Annotated in this window: 29 protein-coding genes; 23 read left to right on the forward strand and 6 right to left on the reverse strand. The window is 31.7% G+C overall.

Annotated elements, in window-relative coordinates; genetic code table 11:
* Nucleotides 1-51: 51 nt before the first annotated feature.
* A complete protein-coding gene (gene thiD, locus HMPREF2647_RS04330; protein WP_070519193.1) occupies nt 52-882 on the reverse strand; it encodes a bifunctional hydroxymethylpyrimidine kinase/phosphomethylpyrimidine kinase in 831 nt (276 codons plus the stop codon).
* Nucleotides 883-1,023: 141 nt separating this feature from the next.
* On the opposite strand from thiD, the gene HMPREF2647_RS04335 reads away from it, so the two are divergent.
* The 4 genes from HMPREF2647_RS04335 to HMPREF2647_RS04350 all read left to right on the forward strand — a co-directional run bounded on the left by HMPREF2647_RS04335 (nt 1,024) and on the right by HMPREF2647_RS04350 (nt 3,976).
* Nucleotides 1,024-1,683 (forward strand): uracil-DNA glycosylase, encoded by a 660-nt coding sequence (locus tag HMPREF2647_RS04335; RefSeq protein WP_002488583.1) that lies wholly within the window; start codon nt 1,024-1,026, stop codon nt 1,681-1,683.
* Nucleotides 1,684-2,034, forward strand: a complete 351-nt coding sequence (locus HMPREF2647_RS04340) for a DUF5327 family protein (protein ID WP_002488584.1) — start codon at nt 1,684-1,686, stop codon at nt 2,032-2,034.
* A gap of 33 nt (nt 2,035-2,067) precedes the next feature.
* Nucleotides 2,068-2,436, forward strand: coding sequence for a DUF423 domain-containing protein (locus HMPREF2647_RS04345; RefSeq protein ID WP_095324338.1), 369 nt, complete (start codon nt 2,068-2,070; stop codon nt 2,434-2,436).
* 70 nt (nt 2,437-2,506) lie between these two features.
* Nucleotides 2,507-3,976, forward strand: coding sequence for an APC family permease (locus tag HMPREF2647_RS04350; RefSeq protein ID WP_070859565.1), 1,470 nt, complete (start codon nt 2,507-2,509; stop codon nt 3,974-3,976).
* A gap of 56 nt (nt 3,977-4,032) precedes the next feature.
* On the opposite strand, the gene HMPREF2647_RS04355 is transcribed toward HMPREF2647_RS04350, so the two are convergent.
* The 3 genes from HMPREF2647_RS04355 to hemQ all read right to left on the reverse strand — a co-directional run bounded on the left by HMPREF2647_RS04355 (nt 4,033) and on the right by hemQ (nt 6,447).
* Nucleotides 4,033-4,485, reverse strand: a complete 453-nt coding sequence (locus tag HMPREF2647_RS04355) for a threonine/serine exporter family protein (RefSeq protein WP_002448879.1) — start codon at nt 4,483-4,485, stop codon at nt 4,033-4,035.
* Nucleotides 4,486-4,497: 12 nt separating this feature from the next.
* Nucleotides 4,498-5,265 (reverse strand): threonine/serine exporter family protein, encoded by a 768-nt coding sequence (locus HMPREF2647_RS04360; RefSeq protein ID WP_070859640.1) that lies wholly within the window; start codon nt 5,263-5,265, stop codon nt 4,498-4,500.
* A gap of 432 nt (nt 5,266-5,697) precedes the next feature.
* On the reverse strand, nt 5,698-6,447 hold the full coding sequence (gene hemQ, locus HMPREF2647_RS04365) for a hydrogen peroxide-dependent heme synthase (protein ID WP_002455697.1): 750 nt from the start codon (nt 6,445-6,447) through the stop codon (nt 5,698-5,700).
* A 170-nt stretch (nt 6,448-6,617) separates the two neighbouring features.
* On the opposite strand from hemQ, the gene pta reads away from it, so the two are divergent.
* The 6 genes from pta to HMPREF2647_RS04395 all read left to right on the forward strand — a co-directional run bounded on the left by pta (nt 6,618) and on the right by HMPREF2647_RS04395 (nt 12,374).
* Nucleotides 6,618-7,607 (forward strand): phosphate acetyltransferase, encoded by a 990-nt coding sequence (pta, locus tag HMPREF2647_RS04370; RefSeq protein WP_070859568.1) that lies wholly within the window; start codon nt 6,618-6,620, stop codon nt 7,605-7,607.
* Nucleotides 7,607-8,443 carry a lipoate--protein ligase family protein gene (locus HMPREF2647_RS04375; protein ID WP_029376812.1) on the forward strand — a complete coding sequence of 279 codons (837 nt, stop codon included), beginning with the start codon at nt 7,607-7,609 and terminating at the stop codon, nt 8,441-8,443. The genes pta and HMPREF2647_RS04375 overlap by 1 nt, the downstream gene beginning before the upstream one ends.
* A gap of 412 nt (nt 8,444-8,855) precedes the next feature.
* Entirely contained in the window at nt 8,856-9,779 is a 924-nt protein-coding gene (mvk, locus tag HMPREF2647_RS04380; RefSeq protein WP_070859571.1) for a mevalonate kinase, read from the forward strand.
* 4 nt (nt 9,780-9,783) lie between these two features.
* Entirely contained in the window at nt 9,784-10,767 is a 984-nt protein-coding gene (mvaD, locus tag HMPREF2647_RS04385) for a diphosphomevalonate decarboxylase (protein WP_070859574.1), read from the forward strand.
* A 12-nt stretch (nt 10,768-10,779) separates the two neighbouring features.
* On the forward strand, nt 10,780-11,856 hold the full coding sequence (locus tag HMPREF2647_RS04390) for a phosphomevalonate kinase (protein WP_002488572.1): 1,077 nt from the start codon (nt 10,780-10,782) through the stop codon (nt 11,854-11,856).
* Between the two features lie 176 nt (nt 11,857-12,032).
* Complete coding sequence (locus HMPREF2647_RS04395; protein WP_017176048.1) at nt 12,033-12,374, forward strand: YuzB family protein; 342 nt, start codon at nt 12,033-12,035, stop codon at nt 12,372-12,374.
* Nucleotides 12,375-12,435: 61 nt separating this feature from the next.
* Here HMPREF2647_RS04395 and merA read toward each other — a convergent pair whose 3' ends face one another.
* Both merA and hypR read right to left on the reverse strand, forming a co-directional pair.
* Nucleotides 12,436-13,758 (reverse strand): hypothiocyanous acid reductase MerA, encoded by a 1,323-nt coding sequence (gene merA / locus HMPREF2647_RS04400; protein ID WP_002488570.1) that lies wholly within the window; start codon nt 13,756-13,758, stop codon nt 12,436-12,438.
* A complete protein-coding gene (hypR, locus tag HMPREF2647_RS04405; RefSeq protein ID WP_002488600.1) occupies nt 13,745-14,185 on the reverse strand; it encodes a redox-sensitive transcriptional regulator HypR in 441 nt (146 codons plus the stop codon). Before hypR ends, merA begins: the two co-directional genes overlap by 14 nt.
* A gap of 156 nt (nt 14,186-14,341) precedes the next feature.
* Between hypR and HMPREF2647_RS04410 the strand changes: the two genes are divergently transcribed.
* From HMPREF2647_RS04410 to HMPREF2647_RS04465, 13 genes are all read left to right on the forward strand, one after another.
* A complete protein-coding gene (locus tag HMPREF2647_RS04410; RefSeq protein WP_017176046.1) occupies nt 14,342-15,277 on the forward strand; it encodes an aldo/keto reductase in 936 nt (311 codons plus the stop codon).
* A 148-nt stretch (nt 15,278-15,425) separates the two neighbouring features.
* A complete protein-coding gene (locus HMPREF2647_RS04415; RefSeq protein ID WP_002488563.1) occupies nt 15,426-15,962 on the forward strand; it encodes a flavodoxin family protein in 537 nt (178 codons plus the stop codon).
* 94 nt (nt 15,963-16,056) lie between these two features.
* The gene (locus HMPREF2647_RS04420) at nt 16,057-16,533 is read left to right on the forward strand and encodes a GNAT family N-acetyltransferase (protein ID WP_002488589.1); all 477 of its coding nucleotides are present in this window, start codon (nt 16,057-16,059) and stop codon (nt 16,531-16,533) included.
* 57 nt (nt 16,534-16,590) lie between these two features.
* Nucleotides 16,591-17,895 carry an HD domain-containing protein gene (locus HMPREF2647_RS04425; RefSeq protein WP_170999975.1) on the forward strand — a complete coding sequence of 435 codons (1,305 nt, stop codon included), beginning with the start codon at nt 16,591-16,593 and terminating at the stop codon, nt 17,893-17,895.
* Between the two features lie 72 nt (nt 17,896-17,967).
* The gene (locus tag HMPREF2647_RS04430; protein WP_002488571.1) at nt 17,968-18,474 is read left to right on the forward strand and encodes a YwhD family protein; all 507 of its coding nucleotides are present in this window, start codon (nt 17,968-17,970) and stop codon (nt 18,472-18,474) included.
* Nucleotides 18,475-18,695: 221 nt separating this feature from the next.
* The gene (locus HMPREF2647_RS04435) at nt 18,696-18,914 is read left to right on the forward strand and encodes a VOC family protein (RefSeq protein WP_049379665.1); all 219 of its coding nucleotides are present in this window, start codon (nt 18,696-18,698) and stop codon (nt 18,912-18,914) included.
* Between the two features lie 106 nt (nt 18,915-19,020).
* Nucleotides 19,021-19,161, forward strand: a complete 141-nt coding sequence (locus HMPREF2647_RS11285) for a hypothetical protein (RefSeq protein ID WP_162837134.1) — start codon at nt 19,021-19,023, stop codon at nt 19,159-19,161.
* A 318-nt stretch (nt 19,162-19,479) separates the two neighbouring features.
* On the forward strand, nt 19,480-19,896 hold the full coding sequence (locus HMPREF2647_RS04440; protein WP_049413741.1) for a YwiB family protein: 417 nt from the start codon (nt 19,480-19,482) through the stop codon (nt 19,894-19,896).
* Nucleotides 19,893-21,554, forward strand: a complete 1,662-nt coding sequence (gene argS / locus HMPREF2647_RS04445; RefSeq protein WP_002448884.1) for an arginine--tRNA ligase — start codon at nt 19,893-19,895, stop codon at nt 21,552-21,554. The genes HMPREF2647_RS04440 and argS overlap by 4 nt, the downstream gene beginning before the upstream one ends.
* A 79-nt stretch (nt 21,555-21,633) precedes the next feature.
* A complete protein-coding gene (locus HMPREF2647_RS04450; RefSeq protein WP_049413743.1) occupies nt 21,634-22,281 on the forward strand; it encodes an endonuclease III domain-containing protein in 648 nt (215 codons plus the stop codon).
* Nucleotides 22,282-22,371: 90 nt separating this feature from the next.
* Nucleotides 22,372-23,133 (forward strand): MerR family transcriptional regulator, encoded by a 762-nt coding sequence (locus tag HMPREF2647_RS04455; protein ID WP_049413745.1) that lies wholly within the window; start codon nt 22,372-22,374, stop codon nt 23,131-23,133.
* Nucleotides 23,134-23,208: 75 nt separating this feature from the next.
* Nucleotides 23,209-23,712, forward strand: coding sequence for a DUF805 domain-containing protein (locus tag HMPREF2647_RS04460; protein ID WP_049413747.1), 504 nt, complete (start codon nt 23,209-23,211; stop codon nt 23,710-23,712).
* A gap of 203 nt (nt 23,713-23,915) precedes the next feature.
* Complete coding sequence (locus HMPREF2647_RS04465; protein WP_048682710.1) at nt 23,916-24,836, forward strand: ABC transporter substrate-binding protein; 921 nt, start codon at nt 23,916-23,918, stop codon at nt 24,834-24,836.
* Nucleotides 24,837-24,894 lie beyond the last annotated feature (58 nt).

A 24,894-nucleotide genomic window follows, 5' to 3' on the forward strand; every position in this document is an offset into this window, starting at 1 on the left:
TGTCTTTTGCATAAGAAGTACTAGCATTTTTTTAAAAAATGCAGTACTTCTTTAAACTTCTTTGACGTCGACGTCGATGTGTTCTACGCGGTTGTATGCGCCGTGATCAACTGGGCCTACAAAGTCATTCATTTTCCAACCATTTTTAATTGCTGATGCCACAAATGCTTTAGCGCTAATAACAGCTTCTTTAGGTGATTTACCATTTGCCAAGTAAGCTGTTGTAGCTGCTGCAAATGTACAACCTGCACCGTGGTTATAACTTTGTTGGAACATATCAGTTGTTAATTGATAATATGTTTGACCATCATAATATAAGTCATAAGATTTATCTTGATCTAATGCTTTACCACCTTTAATAATAATATGTTGAGCACCTTGATCATAAATGATTTTTGCAGCTTTTTTCATATCTTCAATTGACGTTAATTTACCTAATCCAGATAATTGACCAGCTTCAAATAAATTAGGTGTTACGACCGTTGCTTTAGGTAATAAATATTTAATCATTGCATCTGTATTTCCTGGGTTAAGTACTTCGTCTTCCCCTTTACATACCATAACTGGATCTACTACGAAATATTTTGCATCTGATTGTTCAAATGCTTCGCCAGCACGTTTAATGATTTCTTCAGTTCCAAGCATACCTGTTTTAACAGCATCTGGACCAATTGAAATGACTGTTTCTAATTGTTTTTCGAATACATCCATTGGAAGTGGTGTCACATCGTGAGACCAAGTTTCTTTGTCCATTGTTACAACAGCTGTTAAAGCCACCATACCGTAAGTGTTTAGTTCTTGAAATGTTTTAAGGTCGGCTTGCATACCTGCGCCAGCGCTTGTATCAGAACCGGCAATTGTTAATACTTTTTTTAATGCCATGTATTATCACTCCTGTCAATTATTTACATCTTTATTTATCATATCATGTAACTCAACTATTGTTCTAGCATGAAGATAGTAAGGCGATTTATATCACGTTCCAAAGGGGTCCTATGTTAAAATAGAAGTGAGGTGAAAACGATGGAATGGTCAGACATTTTTCATGACATTACAACAAAACATGATTTTAAAGCAATGCATGATTTTTTAGAAAAAGAATATACGACACAAATCGTCTATCCAGATAGAGAAAACATTTATCAAGCTTTTGATTTAACACCATTTGAAGATATTAAAGTTGTTATTTTGGGTCAAGATCCATATCATGGACCTAACCAAGCACATGGGTTAGCATTTTCAGTTCAACCCAATGCTAAATTCCCACCATCTTTAAGAAATATGTATCAAGAATTAGAAGATGATATCGGCTGTCATAGAACTTCTCCACATCTACAGGACTGGGCACGTGAAGGTGTTCTGTTATTAAATACTGTATTAACTGTACGTAAAGGTGAAGCACATTCCCATAAGGACATTGGATGGGAAATATTTACAGATGAAGTCATTAAAGCTATTTCAGATTATCGCGAAGATGTTGTCTTTATCTTATGGGGAAAACCTGCGCAGCAAAAGATAAAATTAATTGATACAGCAAAGCATCATATCATTAAATCTGTTCATCCAAGTCCATTATCTGCTTATCGAGGTTTCTTTGGGTCTAAACCTTATTCTCGTACAAATGATTATTTAGAATCTAAAGGTAAAACGCCAATACAATGGTGTGAAAGTGGGGAATCTTAATTGAACAAAGAACAATTAATTCAACTTATAGAACAAGAATTAGTGCAAGCAGATGAAGCTCAAGATGAACAACAGTTTGAAAAGCATATGTATGCGATTCATACTTTAACATCTCTTTATTCCGATGTTTCAAAACGACCTTCTAAAAAATCAAAACATGATTTTACTAATATTGTAACTTCTGAATCTTCGTTTTCAAATAAGCCTTCAAATCATTCAGCGATTACTGCTGCAGAAATTGAAGCGATGGGTGGTAAAGTTCCACAAACAATGAAGCATCAAACTAAATCGTCTAATATGATGGTGACGGATGATGAAATTGGAAATGGTGAATCAATATTTGATTTTTAATTAAAATTAAGTTAGGAGAACTAAAATATTATGATGAAAGTATTTATAATTTTAGGTGCATTGTGTACGATGATGTCTGTTGGTACGGGCGCATTTGGTGCACATGGACTTGAAGGAAAACTCTCTGATAAATATATGTCAGTATGGGAAAAAGCAGTGAATTATCAAATGTATCATGGTCTAGGATTAATTATGATTGGCATCATTAGTGGTACAACTTCTATTAATGTGAATTGGGCAGGATGGCTTCTGTTCTTTGGTATTGTTCTATTTAGTGGCTCATTATATATTCTTGCATTGACTCAAATTCGTATTTTAGGAGCTATTACACCAATAGGGGGCGTACTCTTTATTGTGGGATGGTTAATGTTAATTATTGCAACATTTAAATTTGCTGGATAATAATATTTTATATTTTGGTTAGTAAACTCACCTTTTTGGGTATGTTAAGTACCTGAGGTGAGTTTATTTTATGAATAATAAAAATCGAGAGATAGATAGAGGAGATTTAAAACAAAATCTCTCTGAAAAATTTGTTTGGGCGATTGCTTATGGCTCGTGTATCGGATGGGGAGCATTTATACTACCCGGTGATTGGATTAAACAATCAGGTCCGATTGCTTCATCTATTGGTATTGTCATTGGTGCTTTATTGATGATATTAATTGCTGTAAGTTATGGCGCATTAGTCGAACGTTTTCCTGTGTCAGGCGGTGCATTCGCGTTTAGTTATTTAAGTTTTGGAAGATATGTGAGTTTCTTTTCATCATGGTTCTTAACATTCGGTTATGTTTGTGTAGTAGCGTTAAATGCGACAGCATTTAGTTTATTAATTAAGTTTTTACTGCCAAACATTTTGAATAATGGAAGGTTATATACGATTGCTGGATGGGATGTTTACATAACAGAAATAGTTATTGCTACGGTATTATTATTAGTATTTATGTTTATTGCAATTCGTGGTGCAAGTGTTTCTGGTACACTCCAATATTATTTTTGTATAGCAATGGTCATTGTTGTTGTGCTTATGTTTGTAGGTTCATTTTTCGGAAATAACTTTTCGTTAAGTAACTTACAACCTTTAGCAAGTAAAGAACTTGGATGGTTTAATTCCATTATTATGATTGTAGCTATTGCACCATGGGCTTATGTGGGATTTGATAATATTCCACAAACAGCAGAAGAGTTTAATTTCTCGCCAAATAAAACGTTCAAACTGATTGTATACAGTTTATTAGCGGCAGCTTTAACTTATGTCATTATGATTTTATACACAGGGTGGTTGGGTACGAATAATGCGAATTTTAACGGAAATTTATGGTTAACAGGCGCTGAAACACAAACTGCTTTTGGTTATATTGGTTTAGGAGTATTAGCGATTGCTATTATTATGGGGATTTTTACTGGATTAAACGGATTCTTAATGAGTTCAAGTCGATTACTATTCTCAATGGGACGTGCTGGTATCATGCCTAAAGCGTTTAGTAAATTACATCCAAAATATAAAACACCATATGTAGCCATTATCTTTTTAGTAGCTATTACTTTAATTGCGCCATGGTTAGGACGTACCGCATTAACATGGATTGTTGATATGTCTTCAACAGGTGTATCTATTGCTTATTTTATTACTTGTTTATCTGCTGCTAAGCTATTTAGTTACAATAAACAAAGTAACACGTATGGTCCTATTTATAAGACCTTTGCTATTTTGGGTTCTATTGTTTCATTTATCTTTTTACTTTTATTATTAGTTCCAGGATCACCAGCTTCACTTTCAATGCCTTCATATATTGCATTGGGTAGTTGGTTAGTGATTGGTCTTATTTTCTTTGTAGTTCGATACCCTAAATTAAAAAATATGAATAATGACGAATTAAGTCGTCTGATTTTAAATCAATCAGAACAAGAAGTTAAAGAAATGATACAAGATAAAAAATAATATACGTAAACGCGAGAGATGAGGGTTAATTACCAACAATCTCTCGCGTTTTATTGTTATATACGTTTACGTCGTCGAGCGAAACCAGAAACGATGATTTTTGAAATTTGGTCTGCAAATAATAATCCTAATGCAATCGCACCAGCGATAAGTGTGACTTCGAGCATTGTGTTGATTGCTTTACCAAATTGTAATAAGACTAGATTTTTAGTTGCATCAAAAGCAAGTCCACCAGGAACTAATGGAATAATACCAGTAACCATGAAAATGATTGCAGGTTCACGTTTTTTACGAGCCATGTAATGACTGATTAAACCCAATGTAAAGCTACCGAAAAAACTTGAATAAATCGTATGTATATTCAAACCTTGGTAGAATAAAATATATACCATCCATCCACAAGCTCCAACAAAACCACATGATAAATACAGCTTTCTAGGAGCGTCAAAGATGACACAGAAAAAGAGAGAAGCTGTATAACTAAATATAAAATTAAATAACCAAAACATTTATGCGTACTCCTAAACTAATATTAATATCGAACCTACGCCGGCACCAATACCAAATGCGGTGACAAGTGCTTCTAAAGACTTAGTGGTAAACATCATCATATGACCACCAAATAAATCTTGTATAGCATTCGTAATCAGTACTCCAGGTACAATAGGCATGACTGCAGCAATAATAATAGTAGCTAAATCACCACTTGGCGCTAACCAATGATCGAATACTGCGATAATACCAATAACTAAGGATCCGACGAATTCTGGAATAAATTGTGCGTGTAATCGACGATCTAGAATTTCAACAACCAGATACCCAATACTACCTGCAAGTAGAGCAGTAATCACATCGATAAATTGGCCACCTTGCAAATATAGGAAACTAATTGCAATAATGGCAGCAGCAATCCCTTTAAATGTTAAGCTACTATCTCGTTTTGCAATATATATTTTTTCTAATCGCTCTTTTGCATCTTCTAAAGAGATATCCCCTTTTGTGATTAATCGTGATATTTCATTTGCTTGTGAAATTTTAATGAGATTAGTATCACGGGAATTAATTCTAAATATTCGGGGGTAAGATTCGTTATGTAAAGTAAATTGAATGACTGTATTTGTAACGAAGCTATTGCTTTCAGGATATCCTAGTTTTCGGGCAATACGTGTCATCGTATCTTCTACACGTGTTCCTTCCGCGCCAGATTCAAGTAATATACGTCCAGCCATCATGACGACGTCTTTGATTAAAGTTTCATCTATATGTTCTTGTTTATTTGTATTTTCCATTTCATCACCATTCGTTAAGATGTAATTATTATTATAGTAGAAGTACATGAAAATAACTACCTTACATTATAAAACTTAACAATCATAATATGATTACCATTATACCTCAATAGTAGGTAAATATATTTTAATGAAAATAAAATTTAATGTTAAAAAACAATTAATTTATAACAATAATGTTTCAGAACATTACAATTCGGTTAAATAATAATAGTTAACAAGTCAAAATTGTGCTGGGTAGCGACAGCACTTTTGTGATTTGTTAATGTTCAGAGTAGTAATGAAGTTCTCCCAAACCATACTACTTGAAGTACACTTTGTAAAAAGTGTACTTTATCTCGGAAACTAATTGTTTTATATAAATATATTAATTTATTGAAAAATGGAGCAAAGACTGGCGTTTACTATGCTAGTCTTTGCTCCATTTATATATTAAATTGCAAAAAATTGATCGAAATGATCAGTAGTTAAAATATGGCCGATATAGAAACTACCAAAGTCGCCATAGCGAGCAGTTGTTTCATCAAAACGCATTTCATAAACAATTTTCTTGAATTGTAGAACATCATCTGAGAATAATGTGACGCCCCATTCAAAATCATCAAAACCTACTGAACCAGTAATGAATTGTTTAATTTTACCAGCGAATTTGCGTCCAATCATGCCATGGTTATACATTAATTTTTTACGATCTTCCATTGGTAACATATACCAGTTATATGTTTCATTACGACGTTTATCCATTGGATAGAAACAAATATATTCTGTTCTAGGCAATTCTGGATATAATCTTGCTTTAATATGTGGATTTTCATAAGGATCTTCGTCTGATTTACCAGCTAAATAGTTACCTAACTCAATCACAGATACATATGAATAAGTCTGAATGAAGAAATCAGCAATTCTTAATTTATTTAATTCATTTTCAATTTCATTCAATTCTTTCATTTCTGGACGTAAATACCATAATAAAATATCTGCTTTTTGGCCTGTAATATTATATAAAGCATAATCTCCAGCTTGTTTTTCTCTGGCAGTTGCTTTATTTTCGATAAATACTTTAAATTCATTAATCATTGCTTCGCGCTCATCTTCTGGCACCAATCTAAACGTTGCCCAATCTACAGCGTAAAATAAATGAAGGCTATACCAACCATCTAATGTTTCAGCTGCTTCACTCATATCTATCGCTCCTTTAAATATATTTTTTATCAATACAGATTAAATTTTATCATAAAGAGAATTGTCACACATACTTAAAAGATTACAAATTATTGAAATAGAAATATTAAAAGAAATAAAGTATAATTAAGGTGAACATACTATTATTTAAAAAATTTGAGGAGGGCATTATGTCTAGTTTATTAGATGTATTACAAGAAAAACTTTCAGGAAAAAACGTTAGAATTGTATTACCGGAAGGTGAAGATGAACGAGTATTAACAGCGGCTACAAAGTTACAAGCAACTGACTATGTAACACCTTTAATATTAGGTAATGAAGAAAAAGTAAATACTTTAGCTCAAGATAAAGGATTAGATATCTCTAATATTCAAGTTATCGATCCTTCTAAAAGTGATTTGAAACCTGAATTAGTCAAATCTTTCGTAGAACGTCGTAAAGGTAAAGCTACTGAAGAACAAGCTCAAGAATTATTAAACAATGTCAACTATTTCGGAACAATGTTAGTATACGCTGGTCATGCTGATGGATTAGTAAGTGGTGCTGCACATTCAACTGGAGATACTGTCCGTCCTGCCTTACAAATTATTAAAACAAAACCTGGCGTATCTAGAACATCTGGTATCTTCTTTATGATTAAAGAAGATAAACAATATATATTTGGTGATTGCGCTATCAATCCAACATTAGAATCTTCTGATTTAGCAGAAATTGCCGTAGAAAGTGCAAAATCAGCAAAAAGTTTTGGTATGGACCCACGTGTTGCTATGTTAAGTTTCTCAACTAAAGGTTCAGCTAAATCAGATGATGTAGAAAAAGTCGCTAACGCAGTAAAATTAGCACAAGAAAAAGTGGAATCTGAAGGTTTAGATAATGTAGTGGTTGATGGAGAATTTCAATTTGATGCTGCGATTGTACCTGCAGTTGCAGAGAAAAAAGCACCTGGAGCAAAAATTCAAGGTGACGCAAATGTATTTGTATTCCCAAGTTTAGAAGCAGGTAATATTGGCTACAAAATTGCACAACGTTTAGGTGGATTTGAAGCGATTGGTCCAGTTTTACAAGGTCTTAATTCACCTGTAAATGATTTATCTCGTGGTTGCTCTACTGAAGACGTTTATAACTTATCAATTATTACTGCTGCTCAAACATTACAATAATGGATTTAGCGAGTAAGTATTTTAATGACATTCATTGGCGCTATATAGACCATTCTTCAGGTTTAGCGCCAATGCAGTCATTTGCATTTGATGACACGTTTTCAGAAAGTGTAGGAAAAGATATATCTTGTAACGTTGTAAGAACATGGATTCACCAACACACTGTCATTTTAGGTATACATGATTCACGTTTACCATTTTTAAAAGACGGTATTCAATACTTAACTGACGAGATCGGTTATAATGCAATCGTTAGAAATTCTGGTGGTCTTGGGGTTGTATTAGACCAAGGTGTTTTAAATATTTCGCTTATTTTTAAAGGACAAACTGAGACAACAATTGATGAAGCATTCACAGTTATGTATTTACTTATTTGTAAAATGTTCGAAAATGAAAATGTAGATATAGATACTAAAGAAATAGAGCATTCATATTGTCCTGGAAGATTTGATTTAAGTATTGATGGGAAAAAATTTGCTGGTATTTCACAACGACGTGTACGTGGAGGTATTGCAGTTCAAATTTATTTATGTGTTGAAGGTTCTGGTGAAGAAAGAGCTGAAATGATGCATGAATTTTATCAACGTGCCTTGAAAGGTGAAGTTACGAAATTTAAATATCCGGATATTAAACCAGAATGTATGGCATCTTTGGAAACATTACTTCATCGGGACATTAAAGTTCAAGATGTGATGTTCCAATTACTTTATGCGATTAAAGACTTAGGTGGCCAGCTAAATATGGATCCAATTACAGAGGATGAGTGGCAACGTTATGAAGGATATTTCGATAAAATGATTGAACGTAATGAGAAAATGAATCGTTCCTTAGATTAAAATAAGATAAAAGGGAGTAAGAAAAATTCTAAGTGAATTTTAGCTTACTCCCTTTTTATCATGCAATCATACAACTAAAGTGTATATTTATATTCAAAAATATAAAAATTGCTACATTCTTATTATTTTTTATAGTAATATAGATGAGGTGGATTCATTTAAGAACGATAATTTAACCATAATTATGTTGATTATAACATTTTTTAGGATATAAATATTTCAAAGTTTTGAACTATTTTTGACAAAGTTTTATACTATTTATTGATGTATTAACACAAATGTAAGATTTGAAGTAAATGAGTATAAACATATGTGTGACATGACATGTACAAATGTATAAATACGTTCAATTTTAAAATAACATTAATGAATGTTGAAATCATTTTAGAAAGAATATTAAAGGTGAGAGATCATGGTACGACGTGGCTATGGAGAATCTAACGGAAAAATTATATTGATTGGTGAGCATGCTGTAACTTTTGGCCAGCCAGCAATCGCCATTCCATTTACTTCAGGAAAAGTAAAAGTACTTATTGAAAGCTTAGAAAAAGGTAATTATTCAGCAATTCAGAGTGATGTTTATGATGGTCCTTTATACGATGCACCTGATCATTTGAAATCACTTATTACACACTTCGTAGAAAGCAAACATGTTGAAGAACCATTGTTGATTAAAATTCAAGCTAATTTACCACCTTCTCGAGGTTTAGGTTCGAGTGCAGCAGTAGCAGTAGCTTTTATAAGAGCAAGTTATGATTATTTAGAATTGCCGCTATCTGATAAAGAATTACTAGAAAATGCAGACTGGGCTGAACGCATTGCTCATGGTAAACCAAGTGGTATTGATACAAAAACGATTGTAACGAATCAACCCGTTTGGTATCAAAAAGGAGAAGTTGAAATTTTAAAGTCTCTTGATTTAGATGGCTATATGGTTGTTATTGATACAGGAGTTAAAGGCTCTACAAAACAAGCAGTTGAGGATGTACACCGTTTATGTGATAACGATGAGTCATATATGAATGTCATTGAACATATTGGCTCTCTTGTTTATTTAGCTAGTGATGCAATTAACCATCATAGCTTTAATCAACTTGCTAATATATTTAATCAATGTCAAGACGATTTAAGAACATTGACAGTTAGTCACGATAAAATCGAAACATTACTCGAAATTGGAAGACAACATGGTGCAGTAGCTGGTAAATTAACTGGTGGTGGACGAGGAGGTAGCATGTTAATTCTAACTAAAGAAGAAGTGACTGCTAAAACTATTGTTGCAGCAGCCGAAAAAGCTGGAGCGCAACATACTTGGATTGAAAAGTTAGGAGGATAAATCTTTGAAAAAAAGTGGTAAAGCACGCGCCCATACGAATATTGCTCTAATAAAATATTGGGGAAAAGCAGATGAAAATCTAATTATTCCTATGAATAATAGTTTATCAGTGACATTAGAGCGTTTCTATACAGAAACACGTGTAACGTTTGATGATTCATTAACAGAAGATCAACTTATTTTAAATAAAGAAGCTGTTAATGCTAAAGAAAGTGCTAAAATTCAACGTTATATGGATATGATTCGAAAAGAAGCTGGTATTTCAACGTATGCACTCATAGAAAGTGATAATTTTGTGCCTACTGCTGCCGGTTTAGCTTCTTCAGCTAGTGCATATGCAGCTTTAGCTGGTGCTTGCAATGAAGCGCTTGATTTAAACCTATCAGATAAAGATTTATCTCGCCTTGCTCGTCGTGGTTCTGGATCAGCATCAAGAAGTATTTATGGTGGTTTTGCTGAATGGGAAAAAGGTCATGATGATAAAACGTCTTACGCCCATCAAATTGAATCAGATGGTTTCGAGAATGACTTAGCTATGATTTTTGTAGTTATTAACAATAAATCAAAGAAAGTATCAAGTCGTTCAGGTATGTCTTTAACTCGTGAGACCTCACGTTTTTATCAATACTGGTTAGATCATGTAGAGGAAGATTTAAAAGTCACAAAACAAGCGATTGCCCAAAAAGATTTTAAAAGAATGGGTGAAGTGATTGAGGCAAACGGTTTGAGAATGCACGCAACAAATTTAGGTGCACAGCCACCATTTACATATCTTGTGCCAGAAAGCTACGAAGCTATGAGAATTGTACATGAATGTAGAGAAGCAGGATTACCTTGTTATTTTACTATGGATGCAGGACCAAATGTAAAAGTTCTAATAGAAAAGAAACATCAACAAGCGATTGTGAATCAATTTTTAGAAGTATTTAATAAAGATCAAATTATAACAAGTGATATTACACACGCAGGAGTCGAAATAATTAAGTAGGGAAGAGATATAATGATTCAGGCAAAAGCGCCAGGAAAACTTTATATAGCGGGCGAATATGCTGTAACCGAACCTGGATATAAATCAGTGTTAATTGCAGTAGATCGTTTTGTCACGGCTGCTATTGAAGCTTCAAATGAAATCACAGGTACGATTCATTCTAAAACATTACACTATAAACCTGTCACATTTAATCGTAATGAAGATAAAATAGAAATATCAGATGTACATGCAGCCAATCAACTCAAATATGTAGTTACTGCTATTGAAGTGTTTGAGCAGTATGCGAAAAGTTGTAATATAAAATTAAAACATTTTCATCTTACTATTGATAGTAATCTTGCAGATGCATCAGGACAAAAGTATGGTTTAGGTTCTAGTGCTGCAGTTTTAGTATCTGTAATTAAGGTTCTAAATGAATTTTATGAAATGGAGTTATCCAATCTTTATATTTATAAGCTTGCGGTTATTTCAAATATGAGATTACAAAGTTTAAGTTCATGCGGAGATATTGCTGTTAGTGTTTATAGTGGATGGCTTGCCTATAGTACGTTTGATCACGAATGGGTAAAACAACAAATGAAAGAAACATCTGTAGATGAAGTATTAGAAAAAAACTGGCCAGGTCTTCATATAGAACCTTTACAAGCGCCTGAAAATATGGAAGTTCTCATAGGATGGACCGGTTCTCCTGCTTCGTCACCTCACTTAGTAAGCGAAGTCAAGCGTTTAAAATCTGACCCTATTTTTTATGGTAAGTTTCTTGATCAATCAAATACGTGTGTGGAAAATTTAATCTATGCTTTTAAAACGAATAATATAAAAGGTGTACAAAAAATGATTCGTCAAAATCGTAGTATTATTCAGCAAATGGATAAAGAGGCTACGGTTGATATTGAAACAAAAAAATTAAAATTATTATGTGATATTGGTGAACGTTTTGGTGGTGCAGCAAAAACTTCTGGAGCTGGTGGAGGAGATTGTGGCATTACAATTATCGATAATAGAGTTGATAAGCACTCTATTTATGAAGTATGGGAAAAAAAGGGAATTAAACCTTTGAAATTTAAAATATATCACGGACAATAAGACTACTATTATGATGAAGCGAGACATTTTATTAAGAAAATATATGTCTTGCTTTTTATTTATAGCAAATCTTTTTTAGTGCTTGAATTTTTAATTAAAAAGAGTAAAATAATTAGAGTTGTAATAAATGAATGGAAGTCAATATGAGAGAAAATAATGTAAAGGTGGGTAGCGAAGTGAAGAATAAATTTTTGATTTGTGACGAATGTCAGGCAGTTAACTTAAAATCATTAAAGAAAAAATTAGAAAAATTAGATCCTGATGCTGAAATTGAAATAGGCTGTCAGTCATACTGTGGTCCAGGTCGTCGTAAGACATTTGCTTTTGTTAATAATCGCCCACTTGCTGCATTGACTGAAGATGAACTTATGGAAAAAGTGACTGCACAATTAAAAAAACCACGTGATCCTGAAGAAGAAGAACGTTTGAGAAAACGTAATGAAGAACGTAAGCGTCGTAAAGAAGAACAAGATAGAAAATTAAAAGAAAAATTAGCAAAGCGTAAAGCAAATAAATAATAAATATCGATGATAAAGAAGCTCGTAAACTCATTTAAAAATGGGTTTACGAGCTTTTTTATTAAATGTTAAATAAGTCATTAAATGATTCAGCTATTGTTGGATGAGTATAAATATTATCACGTAATACTTGATAAGGAATATGTTGATCGATAGCAAGTTTAATTAAATTAATAATTTCTTCAGAACCTTTACCATATAAAGTAGCACCTAATATTTCATTATTATCTTTATTGATTACAACTTTGAAAAGACCGCGACCATCGTTATTAATTTTGTGTTTTGGTAAAGTATTAATAAATAAAGTGTTTTCAACGTAATTATAATTTAATTTTTGTGCTTCTAAAGCGGTCATACCAACACGAGAAAGCGGTGGATCGATAAATACTGTATAAGGGATAGTACCACGATTTTCAGTGTGTCGTGAACGATCACCGAATAATTCAGATTTCAAAATTCTAAAGTCATCTAAAGAAATATAAGTGAATTGTAATCCACCTTTTACATCTCCAGCAGCATAAATATGTGATACAGAGGTTTGTAGATGGTTGTTTACTTTTATTTCTCCGTGAGTGCCTAACTCAATATCTGTATTGTCTAAAGCTAAATCTGTATTTGGTACACGTCCTGTAGCAAGTAAGATTGCATCACCAGTAAAGTTTCCTTGTGAGGTTTCAACTGTTGTCAAATCACCTTCATTTTTTAATGCTTTTGTTTCAACATTAGTAATTAAACGTACGCCTTTATCTTTAAAATCATTAATCATGTGTGTGACTATTTCTTGATCTTCTCTGGCCATAAATTGTTTATTATATTCTAGTACAGTTACGTTTGTACCAAAGCTTTGAAACATTGAGGCAAATTCTAATGCAATATATCCTCCACCAATAATCACTAATTCTTTAGGTTGATAAGAAATATTTAATAGTCCTTTTGAATCATATACATTTTGTGCTGAGTCTATACCTTCAATATTTGGAATATTAGATTTTGCACCTGTATTAATTAAAATTTTATCTGCTGTCAGTGTTTGAACTAACTTACCATTTTCATCAATTAATTCTACTTCTGTATTAGATTTAAATTGTGCTTTAAAGTTTAACAAGGTAATATTTTCATCATTTTCTAAGTTTAAATAGTTTTTTTGATTTAATGCTTTGACTACTTCTTTTTTTCTTGAAAAGGCAGTTGAAAAATCGACATGTTTAATACCATCATTAACAAGCACTTTAGATGGAATACAGCCATGGTTTATGCATGTACCGCCATAGCTTTCTGTAAACTGTTCAATTAAAGCAACCTGTTGTCCTTGTGATGATGCATATTTGGCAAGTGTTTTTCCGGCTTTACCAAAACCAATAACGATTAAATTATAATGTGTCATATGTTGTATCCTCCTGAAGTGTATCATTAATTACATCATTAATTGTGAGGGTATCATAAAAATTTAAAATAACACGATGTTCCTTTTGATTATAGTGTGACATGGTCTTTGCTATGTTTCTTGATATTTCACAATCGCTCTGCTCATGACCTGTGAAAATACGCTGTTGGCTATCTTTTTCAAGCACAAATATACGATATAGTACTGATAGTTTAATGCTAGCAGTTGAATGATTTGCACTATATCCACCATTTTTACCACGGGAAGTATTAATAAACTGGTATTGATTTAAAACAGTAGTCACTCTACGTAATTGAACTGGATTGAGGCAAGTTAATTTTGCTAAAGATTGACTACTGAATTGTTGGTTGTCGTGCTTTACTAAAAAACTAAGTACGTGAACGGCAATGTTAAATTCTAAATTCAAATGATGCACCTCCTAAATGTAACTTTATTAGTTACATTTAAATATAAAATAAAACATATGTCAAATTTAATGTTTTAAACACTACTGAATGAATTTATCATTACTAATCGGGTAAACTATAAATAGAAACTATATTTTTAAGGAGTTGTGAATATCATGGCAGAATTTGTACAATTAGGAAAATCTGATGTTCATGTATTTCCAGTTGCATTAGGTGCAAATGCAGTCGGAGGACATAATTTATATCCCAATTTAGATGAAGAGCAAGGAAAAGATGTCGTTAGAAAAGCTATTGATAATGGTATTACTTTAATTGATACTGCGTTTATTTATGGGCCTAAACGCTCAGAAGAACTTGTAGGAGAAGTCGTAAAGGAATATCCTCGTGAAAAAGTTCAAATTGCAACTAAAGGATCACATGTTATTAAAGATAATGGCGATGTTGTTCAAAATAACCAACCTGATTATTTAAAACAACAAGTTGAAGAGAGCTTAGAACGCTTGCAAGTGGATTATATTGACTTGTATTACATTCATTTTCCTGATGAGGATACACCAAAAGATGAAGCTGTGGCAGCATTACAAGAACTTAAAAAAGAAGGAAAAATTAAGGCAATAGGTGTTTCAAACTTTACGTTAGATCAACTTAAAGAAGCGAATAAAGACGGATATGTGGATGTTGTTCAATTAGAATATAATTTACTACATCGTGAAAATGAAGAAGTAATGAAATACGCAGCTGAAAATGATATTACTTTTGTACCATATTTCCCATTAGCTTCTGGTATTTTAGCTGGTAAGTATGAAGAAAATCAAACTTTCGATGATCATCGTGCAACTCGTCGTGATTTCCAACCAGAAGTGTTCAATGATAACGTACGTCGAGTAAAAGAATTATCAAGTATTGCTGAAACTCATAATACAAGTATTGCTAATATTGTATTAGCATTCTACTTAACACGTCCATCACTTGATGTTGTTATTCCTGGTGCGAAACGTGCTGATCAAGTTGTAGAAAACATTGAAGCAGCAAATATTGAACTGACTGAAGAAGAAATTAAGAAAATAGATGATTTATTCCCAGTTGAATAAAGTACGTTAAATAAAAGTAATAATGGCTCCTACACCGTTTATATAGGTGTAGGAGTTTTTATTATAAATAAAAGTAAAAAGATGGGGTACATAATAAGTAAATAGAAAAAACACATTAATAATATAAATTAAAAAAGAGGTAAGATACATGATTACTGTATTATTTGGTGGAAGTCGTCCACAAGGAAATACTGCTCAATTAACACAATATGCTCTAGAAGGAAAACAATATAATTGGATTGATTTAACACAATATCATTTTAAACCTGTAAGAGATTATAGACATGAATCAAAGCAAATTGAGTCATACATAGATGATTATCAATTGATTATTGACCAAGTGCTTGAAAGTGATACAGTTATTTTTGCATCACCTGTGTATTGGTATAGTGTGTCAGCATCTGTAAAAGCATTTATCGATCATTGGTCAGAATCATTAATCGATCCTAAATATCAGGATTTTAAAACTAAAATGTCTAACATTGATTTTAGATTAATCTTAGTTGGGGGAGATTGTCCGAAAGTAAAAGCGAAACCTTGCATTAAACAGTTAGAATATAGTTTAGATTTTCTCGGAGCAAACCTAAATGGTTATATTATTGGTACAGCAGAAAGACCTGGAGATGTTATGAAAGATGTATATGCTCTAGAAAGAGCACAGGAATGGAATGCAGTACTGTCTTAATAAGATGCATCTTAAAGTTGAGTGAAAGCGTTTATTAATATACTATGATATAATTTTGTTATTAAATTACAATAAAATGTCAGGAGAATGAAGCATGTATACAGTTAGAAAAGCGACAACTAATGACGTTATAGCAATAAGAGATGTAGCTACAAAAGCTTGGTATAATACGTATTTAAATATTTATGCAGTATCAACAATTAATGAATTATTAGCAGCTTCGTATAATGAACACCATTTAAAAAAGCGATTAGAAGATCAACTTTTTTTAGTTGTTGAAGAAAATAATGAAATTGTAGGATTTGCTAACTTTATCTATGGTAAAGAATTATACTTAGCCGCACATTATGTTCACCCAGGTGTACAACATAAAGGTTATGGAACAAGTTTACTTGAAGAAGGATTACATGAATTTGAAAATGAATATGATACGGTCTTTTTAGAAGTTGATAATAAGAACAAAGAAGCTATTCATTATTATCAACATCATGGTTTTGAAATAGTTCGTTCATATCAACCAGAAATGTATGGTGAACAATTAGATTTAGCATTAATGAAGAAAGTATTATAAGAATTAATCAACTTAAATTCATATTACTACTGATGAAAGCAAGTATGAAAGAGGAGGATGAACTTGACACAATCATCTTATGTAACTAAAAAATTAGCTGAAGAAAAAGTATTTAAAGATCCAATTCATAAGTATGTTCATGTTAAAGATCAACTAATATGGGATTTAATTAAAACTAAAGAATTTCAGCGCTTGCGTCGTATTAAGCAATTAGGTACATTATACCTTGCCTTTCATACTGCAGAACACAGTCGTTTTGGACACTCTTTAGGAGTCTATGAAATTGTAAGACGTATGATTGATGAATCATTTGTTGGGCGTGAAGCATGGAATAATAAAGATCGCCCCCTTGCTTTATGTGCAGCTTTATTACATGATTTGGGTCATGGGCCGTTTTCACATAGTTTTGAGAAGATATTTAATACGGATCACGAAGCGTTTACCCAAGAAATTATTACTGGAAACACTGAGGTTAACGAAGTATTAAGTAGAGTGTCTGAGACCTTTCCTCAGGAAGTAGCCGATGTTATTAATAAAACGCATAAAAATAAATTAGTCATTTCCATGATTTCATCTCAAATTGATGCTGATCGTATGGACTATTTGCAACGTGATGCTTATTTCACAGGTGTATCATATGGTACATTTGATATGGAGCGTATACTTCGATTAATGAGACCATCAAAAGATGAAGTACTTATTAAAGAAAGTGGTATGCATGCTGTAGAAAATTTTATTATGAGTCGTTACCAAATGTATTGGCAAATCTATTTTCATCCCGTAAGTCGTGGTGGAGAAGTACTATTAAATAATTGTCTTAAGCGAGTCAAACAGCTTTATAAAGAAGATTATCAATTTAAAATGTATCCAAAAGAATTTATTCCATTTTTTGAAGGCACAATTACAATTGATCAGTATGTAGAATTAGATGAAGTAACTGTATTATTTTATTTGAAGAAATGGATACATGAAGAAGATGAGATCTTAAGTGATTTAGCGCGTCGATTTATTAATCGTGATCTCTTTAAGTATATTCCATTTGATGGTTCGATTATTACAATTACTGAATTACAGGATTTATTTATTGAAGGTGGCATTGATCCGGAATATTATTTTGTTAGTGAAGCTTTTTCGGATTTACCATATGATTATGATCGACCTGGTTCTAATCGACAACCTATCCATTTGTTAAGACGAAATGGTAGTATTAAAGAAATTAGTAGCCAATCGTTAGTCATTTCAAGTATTACTGGGATTAATCGAGAAGACTATAAACTATACTATCCTAAAGAAATGATTCTTAATATTAAAGATCCAGAAGTGAAAGGTTCAATTATTAATTTATTGAATGAATTAAATTAAATATTTGTTGATAATATACGCTATGATTTAATAGCAAGTGTGAAAAGGTAAAGAAGTATTGGAGGAATCATCGTGGCAGAAAATAAAGGGTTTAAATTTAATATTATAAAAAATGATCCTCTAGATGGTCATAAAGGTACAAATATAGGAGCAATTAGTTTAGATAATATTGCACCTGTATTTATCGATGTTGCAAATAAAGAAGCATTTCTTGATATCGGCGGTATGCATGCACGTGCGGAAGTAGAAAAAGGCGTAAAGTGGATTACTGATAAAGAATCAGTGGAAGGTCCAGAAGCTAAGGAATATTGGTTATGTTGGGTGACTACTGAACGTGGTGAAAATGGTCCTTATTACGCGGGCGTCACTGCATGTTATTTACTTGTAAATAAAAGTATTCGTCGAGGTTATAAGAGTATGCCAGAACATGTCAATATGATGGATAAGTCTATGAAACATCAAGTTATTATTGATCAAATTGGTGAAGAAAATAAAAAGATATTAAAAGATTTTTTAATATCCCATAATGAAACGATGTGGAATAACTCAAACGAAGCGTTATTCAAGGCATTTGATTAGAAAAAACTCGAGACACTCAGTAGTGCATATTAAATGACTGAGTATCTCGAGTTTTATTTTTCTAATGTATCTCCAACATTATAAAAATGATAAACTGATTTCATTACATTATGATAAATCTGTTGAAAAGATTGTTCAGTTTGTTTACTAATAACTCTTAAATCTTCATATTAAAATTTCTGCTTAAATTAGAAGATTTAGGCTTTAATCATATATCATTAATGGTAGATCACATTGAAGATGTACTCGAAGATGCCAAGCGTGCAGGGGCTGAGCCTTTGTCTGAAACACATGATAATTCAACTTATGAAGATACTAAAGGCAGTAAAAGCGTTTATATCAAAGCGCCTTTTAATGTATTGATTGAATTGCAAGCGATCCCTAATGGGTATTATTATCGAGAAGATAGTGAGGCAAAAGTATTTATTCCTGGGAAATAAGGTACACCTAATCAAATTTAGTTATTAAGAAATGTATAAAAATGTTATTTAATGATATAATTATTTAAAAGATTATAGCTAATTTATGGAGTAAAGAGGACAACAAATGAAAAATATCTTATTATTTGTAGCATCAATCGGTTTCGGCATCATTTTCTTCTATAAATATAGAACACTTTTAGAAAAGTATCATTATGATATTGTTGAACTTGAATCAGAAACGGACATATTAGAAAGAAAAAAGTAATACTATGATACTAATGGTGACATTCAAAAAATAATAACTTGAAAAAAATCGAGTCTGAGACTTAAAACATAAGCGTCTTAGGCTCTTTTTCATTATATAGAAGTAGATAATTAAATTAAAAACATAGGATATCAAGATTTTTTAATTGTGTTGAGGCAAGGACTTAAATGGGACAATGAACACAAAATGACTTTTGTTTTACTCTCTTTTTTATGATAACTATTTAACTAATGTTGATAGAATTTTGTTAACTTCAAGCACTATAGGATTTATGCTATAATGTGGTGTAATATTTTAAAGATTAAGGTGAGTCACACGTTGGATAAGAATATACACATTCAAACGAAACAAGTCTTAAAACAAAATGGAGAAAAACAAACATTTGAGTTTTCTTCTCAAGGATCATGGCAACAAAAACATGCCGATTATATTCGATATCAAGAACAAATTGAAAGTGCAATTGTTAATGTAACAATTAAAATTGAAGACAATGGCGTGAAGTTGATACGTAAAGGTGATATCAATATGAACTTACACTTCGTTGAAGGTAAGGACACTACAACACTTTACACTATACCAGCAGGACGCATTCCATTAATAGTAAGAACTAAGAATATTTTACATTTTGTAAATGAAAATGGTGGGAAATTAAAAATACAATACGAATTACATCAAAATGACGAAAAAATGGGCTCATATCAATATGAAATTAAGTATAAGGAGATAGGCGAATGAATATTATTGAAAAAGTAAAGAAAACTTTAATACAAGAAATTGAAGCAAGTATAAAAAAAGCAAATCTAGCAGAAGATATTCCTGAAATTAAAGTTGAAATCCCTAAAGATACTAAAAATGGAGACTATTCTACTAATATTGCAATGGTCTTAACTAAAATTGCTAAACGTAATCCACGCGATATTGCTCAAGCTATTGTAGACAATTTAGATACAAGTAAAGCAAATGTAAAACAAGTAGATATCGCTGGGCCAGGATTTATCAACTTTTATTTAGATAATCAATATTTAACAGCTGTCATCTCAGAAGCAATTCAAAAAGGTGATAAATTTGGTTATGCAGAAGAACCAAAAAACAAAAAAATATTATTAGAATATGTATCAGCAAATCCAACTGGTGACTTACATATTGGACATGCTCGAAATGCTGCTGTAGGTGATTCACTAGCAAATATTTTAATTGCAGCAGGTTACGATGTAACACGTGAATATTATATTAATGATGCTGGTAATCAAATTACAAATTTAGCACGTTCAATTGAAACACGTTTCTTTGAGGCATTAGGGGATACAAGCCATGAAATGCCAGCAGATGGCTATAATGGTAAAGACATTGTCGAAATTGGTAAAGACTTAGCCAAAAAACATCCGGAAATGAAAGATTACTCTGATGAAGAACGCTTAAAAACATTTAGACAACTGGGTGTTGATTATGAAATGGATAAATTGAAAAAAGATTTATCAGATTTCAATGTTCATTTTGATAATTGGTTTAGTGAAACATCACTATACGAAAATGGTGCGATTGATAATACATTAGAAAAAATGCATGAGTTAGGCTATACGTATGAAGCAGATGGTGCCACTTGGTTACGTACGTCAGACTTTAAGGATGATAAAGATAGAGTACTAATCAAAAAAGATGGTAACTATACGTACTTTACACCTGATACAGCGTATCATTACAATAAAATTAATCGTGGCAATGATATTTTAATTGATTTAATGGGTGCAGATCATCATGGTTATATTAATCGTTTAAAAGCAAGTTTAGAAACATTTGGTGTAGATAGCGATCGTTTAGAAATTCAAATTATGCAAATGGTTCGTTTAATGCAAAATGGCGAAGAAGTTAAAATGAGTAAACGTACAGGTAATGCAATTACGTTACGTGAAATTATGGATGAAGTAGGCATTGATGCGGCGCGCTATTTCTTAACAATGCGTAGTCCTGATTCGCACTTTGATTTTGATTTGGAACTTGCAAAAGAGCAATCTCAAGATAATCCAATTTATTATGCACAATATGCACATGCACGTATTTGTTCGATTTTAAAACAAGCTAAAGAAAAAGGGATTGAAATAGACAAAAACGCTGATTTTAGTACCATTACAAATGAAAAAGCGATTGATTTATTGAAGAAAGTAGCAGAGTTTGAGCCTACAATTGAGAGTGCTGCTGAAAGTCGTGCACCACATCGATTAACTAATTATATTCAAGACCTAGCTTCAGCATTCCATAAATTCTATAACGCTGAAAAGGTATTATCTGATGATATTGAAAAAACAAAAGCACATGTTGCTCTTATTGAAGCTGTTAAAATTACATTACACAACGCATTAGCATTAGTGGGTGTATCAGCACCAGAATCAATGTAATATAAATACTTTTAAGTTAAAAGCACCTTTACGAATATTTATTTGTGAAGGTGTTTATTTTTTATAGAAAGGTAAAAAGATGTCAATGATGACTACAGAACAACTTTACAAAGCATTATTAAAACATATGGGGCCTCAAGGATGGTGGCCAGCAGATACACGTGAAGAGATGATATTAGGTGCTATATTAGTTCAAAATACAAACTGGAATAATGCTGTACTTTCTCTTAGACGGCTGAAAGAAGCAACCCATTTTGAACCGCAAAACATATTAAATCTGCCGATAGAAGAACTAAAAATATTAATCCGCTCTAGTGGTTTCTATAATAATAAATCAAAAGCAATTTCTACATTATTCAACTGGTTAAATCAATATCAGTTTGATTATTGCAAAATTAATGAAGTATATGGAGAACGTTTAAGAAATGAATTACTTAAACTACACGGTATTGGAAGTGAAACAGCAGATGTATTGCTAGTCTATATTTTTGAGAGAGTTGAATTTATTCCTGATCATTATACACGTCGGTTATATAAAAAACTCGGTTATGCCAATACTGAGAATTACGATAAATTAAAAAGAAATGTCGAATTACCTCCAAACTTTACAAATCAAGATGCAAATGAATTTCATGCTTTACTAGATAATTTTGGGAAAAATTATTTTAATGGTTCTATTGAACAAAGATATCATTTCTTAGATCAATATTTTACAAAAATGGATTGACCTTGACGTGACGTCATAGCTTAGTCTCTTTTATAGAGAGATGAAAAGAGTAGTGAAACAAATAGATTAAGAAAAAGGCAGGATGTCAGAATGGAAAATCAGGCATATTTTACACCCAATGACGTGAGTCAAATTACCGAAGTAACTAAACGCACACTTCATTATTACCATGAAATCGAGTTGCTTGTGCCCACTTATATTGCATCTAATGGTTATCGTTATTATTCTTCTAAGGACATCTCTAAATTACAGACCATTCAATTTCTAAGGGAACTGAATTTATCATTAGCAGATATTCAACTTTATTTTAGTAACAGTATAGAAGAGAAAAATATAATATTAGAAAATAATTATCAGCGTATTGTTGCACAAAGAGATCAATTAAACAAAATGATTCATTTTCTTAATCATCATCTCGTTAATCATAGAAAAGAGGAGATTAATATGAGTAAATGGAATAATGATAATATACAGAATCAATATGAGAAAGAAGCTGAAATGAAATATAGTCATACTCCTTATTATCAAGCTTTTAAAGAGAATCAAAAACGATTGAATTCTACAGAAAAACAACAAAAAAATAAGAAAACAATGGAGAGGTTACATTCATTCTTTGATAAAATGAATGAATTATTTATTGCAAACTATAAAATAAATCATGTACAGGTTAAACAAGCAATTTCTGAACTAAAAGATATTCTTCAAACACAAGTACCTAACGTAGATGAACAATTTTTAGAATATATTGCCTCGATTTATGAGAATGATGAGCGATTTGCTAAAACAATTAATAACAAACGACACGATAATTTAAATCAGTATATTGCTGATGCGGTTCGGAATGATATTTAATAAAAGATGTTTTTAAGTTCTATAATATGTGATGATATATATATAATATATCTGATGAATAAAAGGAGCTTAAACATGATAGAAGCGTTCAAATTATTTTGGCAAAATTATTTTAATATAAAAAGTCGAACTAGAAGACGCCATTATTGGTTTGCTATTTTAGCTAATTGTATTATTTTAGTGATTATTAGTTTACTTTTTAATATCATTACTTTGGGGTTAAATGGAGGGCATACATTTTTTGATATTGTGTATGAAATCATTGATATCATTATTTTTATAGGAACGTTTACGATGACGGTACGTCGTTTACATGATACAGGGCACACAATGGTTCTACCTCTTATTATTTTAATTTTTACATCAATCAGAAAAATTTCAAGTATTGTAGATAGAACATACGGTATTTCAATTGATGGTTTTTTCAACGGAATGATTGCGCTTGAATTAGGAATTATGGTGGCAGCGATGTCTTTAGTCTTACTTATTATTCTTGTGATTACTTTTGCATTTACAATAAAAGATAGTGATGAGGGGACAAATAAGTATGGCCCAAATCCTAAAATAGCTACTGTATAGTATGAAAACAGGAAGGATACAGAATGTATTTTGAAATCTGTTTCCTTCTTTTTTTATTTTGAAATAGAATTAAATCATTAAGTTTAACCAATAATATAAAATTACACAATAAAAATTTATAGAATTAAATTAATGATATAAATAATTTGGTATGATAAATATATGAAATAAACAAAATTGTGAAAGGAAGGTATTGTTTATAAATGAACAATAAGAAGCTGTGGATTATTTTATTTACATTAGTATTAGTTTTAGCAGCATGTGGACAAAATCAATCGAGTGAAAAAGGACATCATTCTACGCATTCAACTGAGCAAAAAACAACGGATCACAATAATAATACTCATACATATCATCGTATTATATCTTTGATTCCAAGTAATACTGAAATATTATATAGACTTGGTCTTGGAAAAAATATTATAGGTGTATCAACAGTTGATGATTATCCAAAAAACGTGAAAAAAGGCAAGCAACAATTTGATGCAATGAATTTAAATAAGGAAGCACTCTTAAAAGCTAAACCTGATTTGATTTTAGCTCATGAATCTCAAAAATCATCTGCTAAAAAAACACTTGATAGTTTAGCTGATAGTGGTGTGAAGGTAGTATATGTTAAAGACGCTCAGTCTTTAAATCAAGTCTACGATTCATTTGAGCAAGTAGGTAAAGTGACGCATCGTGAAAAAGAGGCGAAACAGTTAGTCAAAGAAACAAAAGATAATGTTCAAAAAGTAATTGAATCCATTCCAGCACATCATAAAAAACAGAGTGTTTTTATAGAAGTGTCTTCAAAACCCGAAATATATACAGCAGGAAAAGAAACCTTTTTCAATGATATGATAGAAAAACTAGATACAAAAAATGTATTTTCAAATGTTAGTGGATGGAAAGCAGTAGATAAAGAAAGTATTATTAGAAAAAATCCTGATATTTTAATTTCAACTGAAGGTATTTCAAAAGAAGAATATTATGAAGTGATTAAAGAACGTGATGGTTTCTCTGAAGTCAACGCAGTAAAAAATGAACGTGTGGAAACAGTCAATGGTGACGAAATTTCACGACCAGGACCTCGTATTGATGAGGGTATGAAAGAATTACGTGATGCAATTTATAAACGTTAAAACGTTAAGATGAGAGACTTTTCAAAAGCCTACAACGATATTGACAATGTTGTAGGCT

It is taken from the genome of Staphylococcus sp. HMSC035D11, assembly GCF_001836075.1.
Taxonomy (GTDB): Bacteria; Bacillota; Bacilli; order Staphylococcales; family Staphylococcaceae; genus Staphylococcus; species Staphylococcus hominis.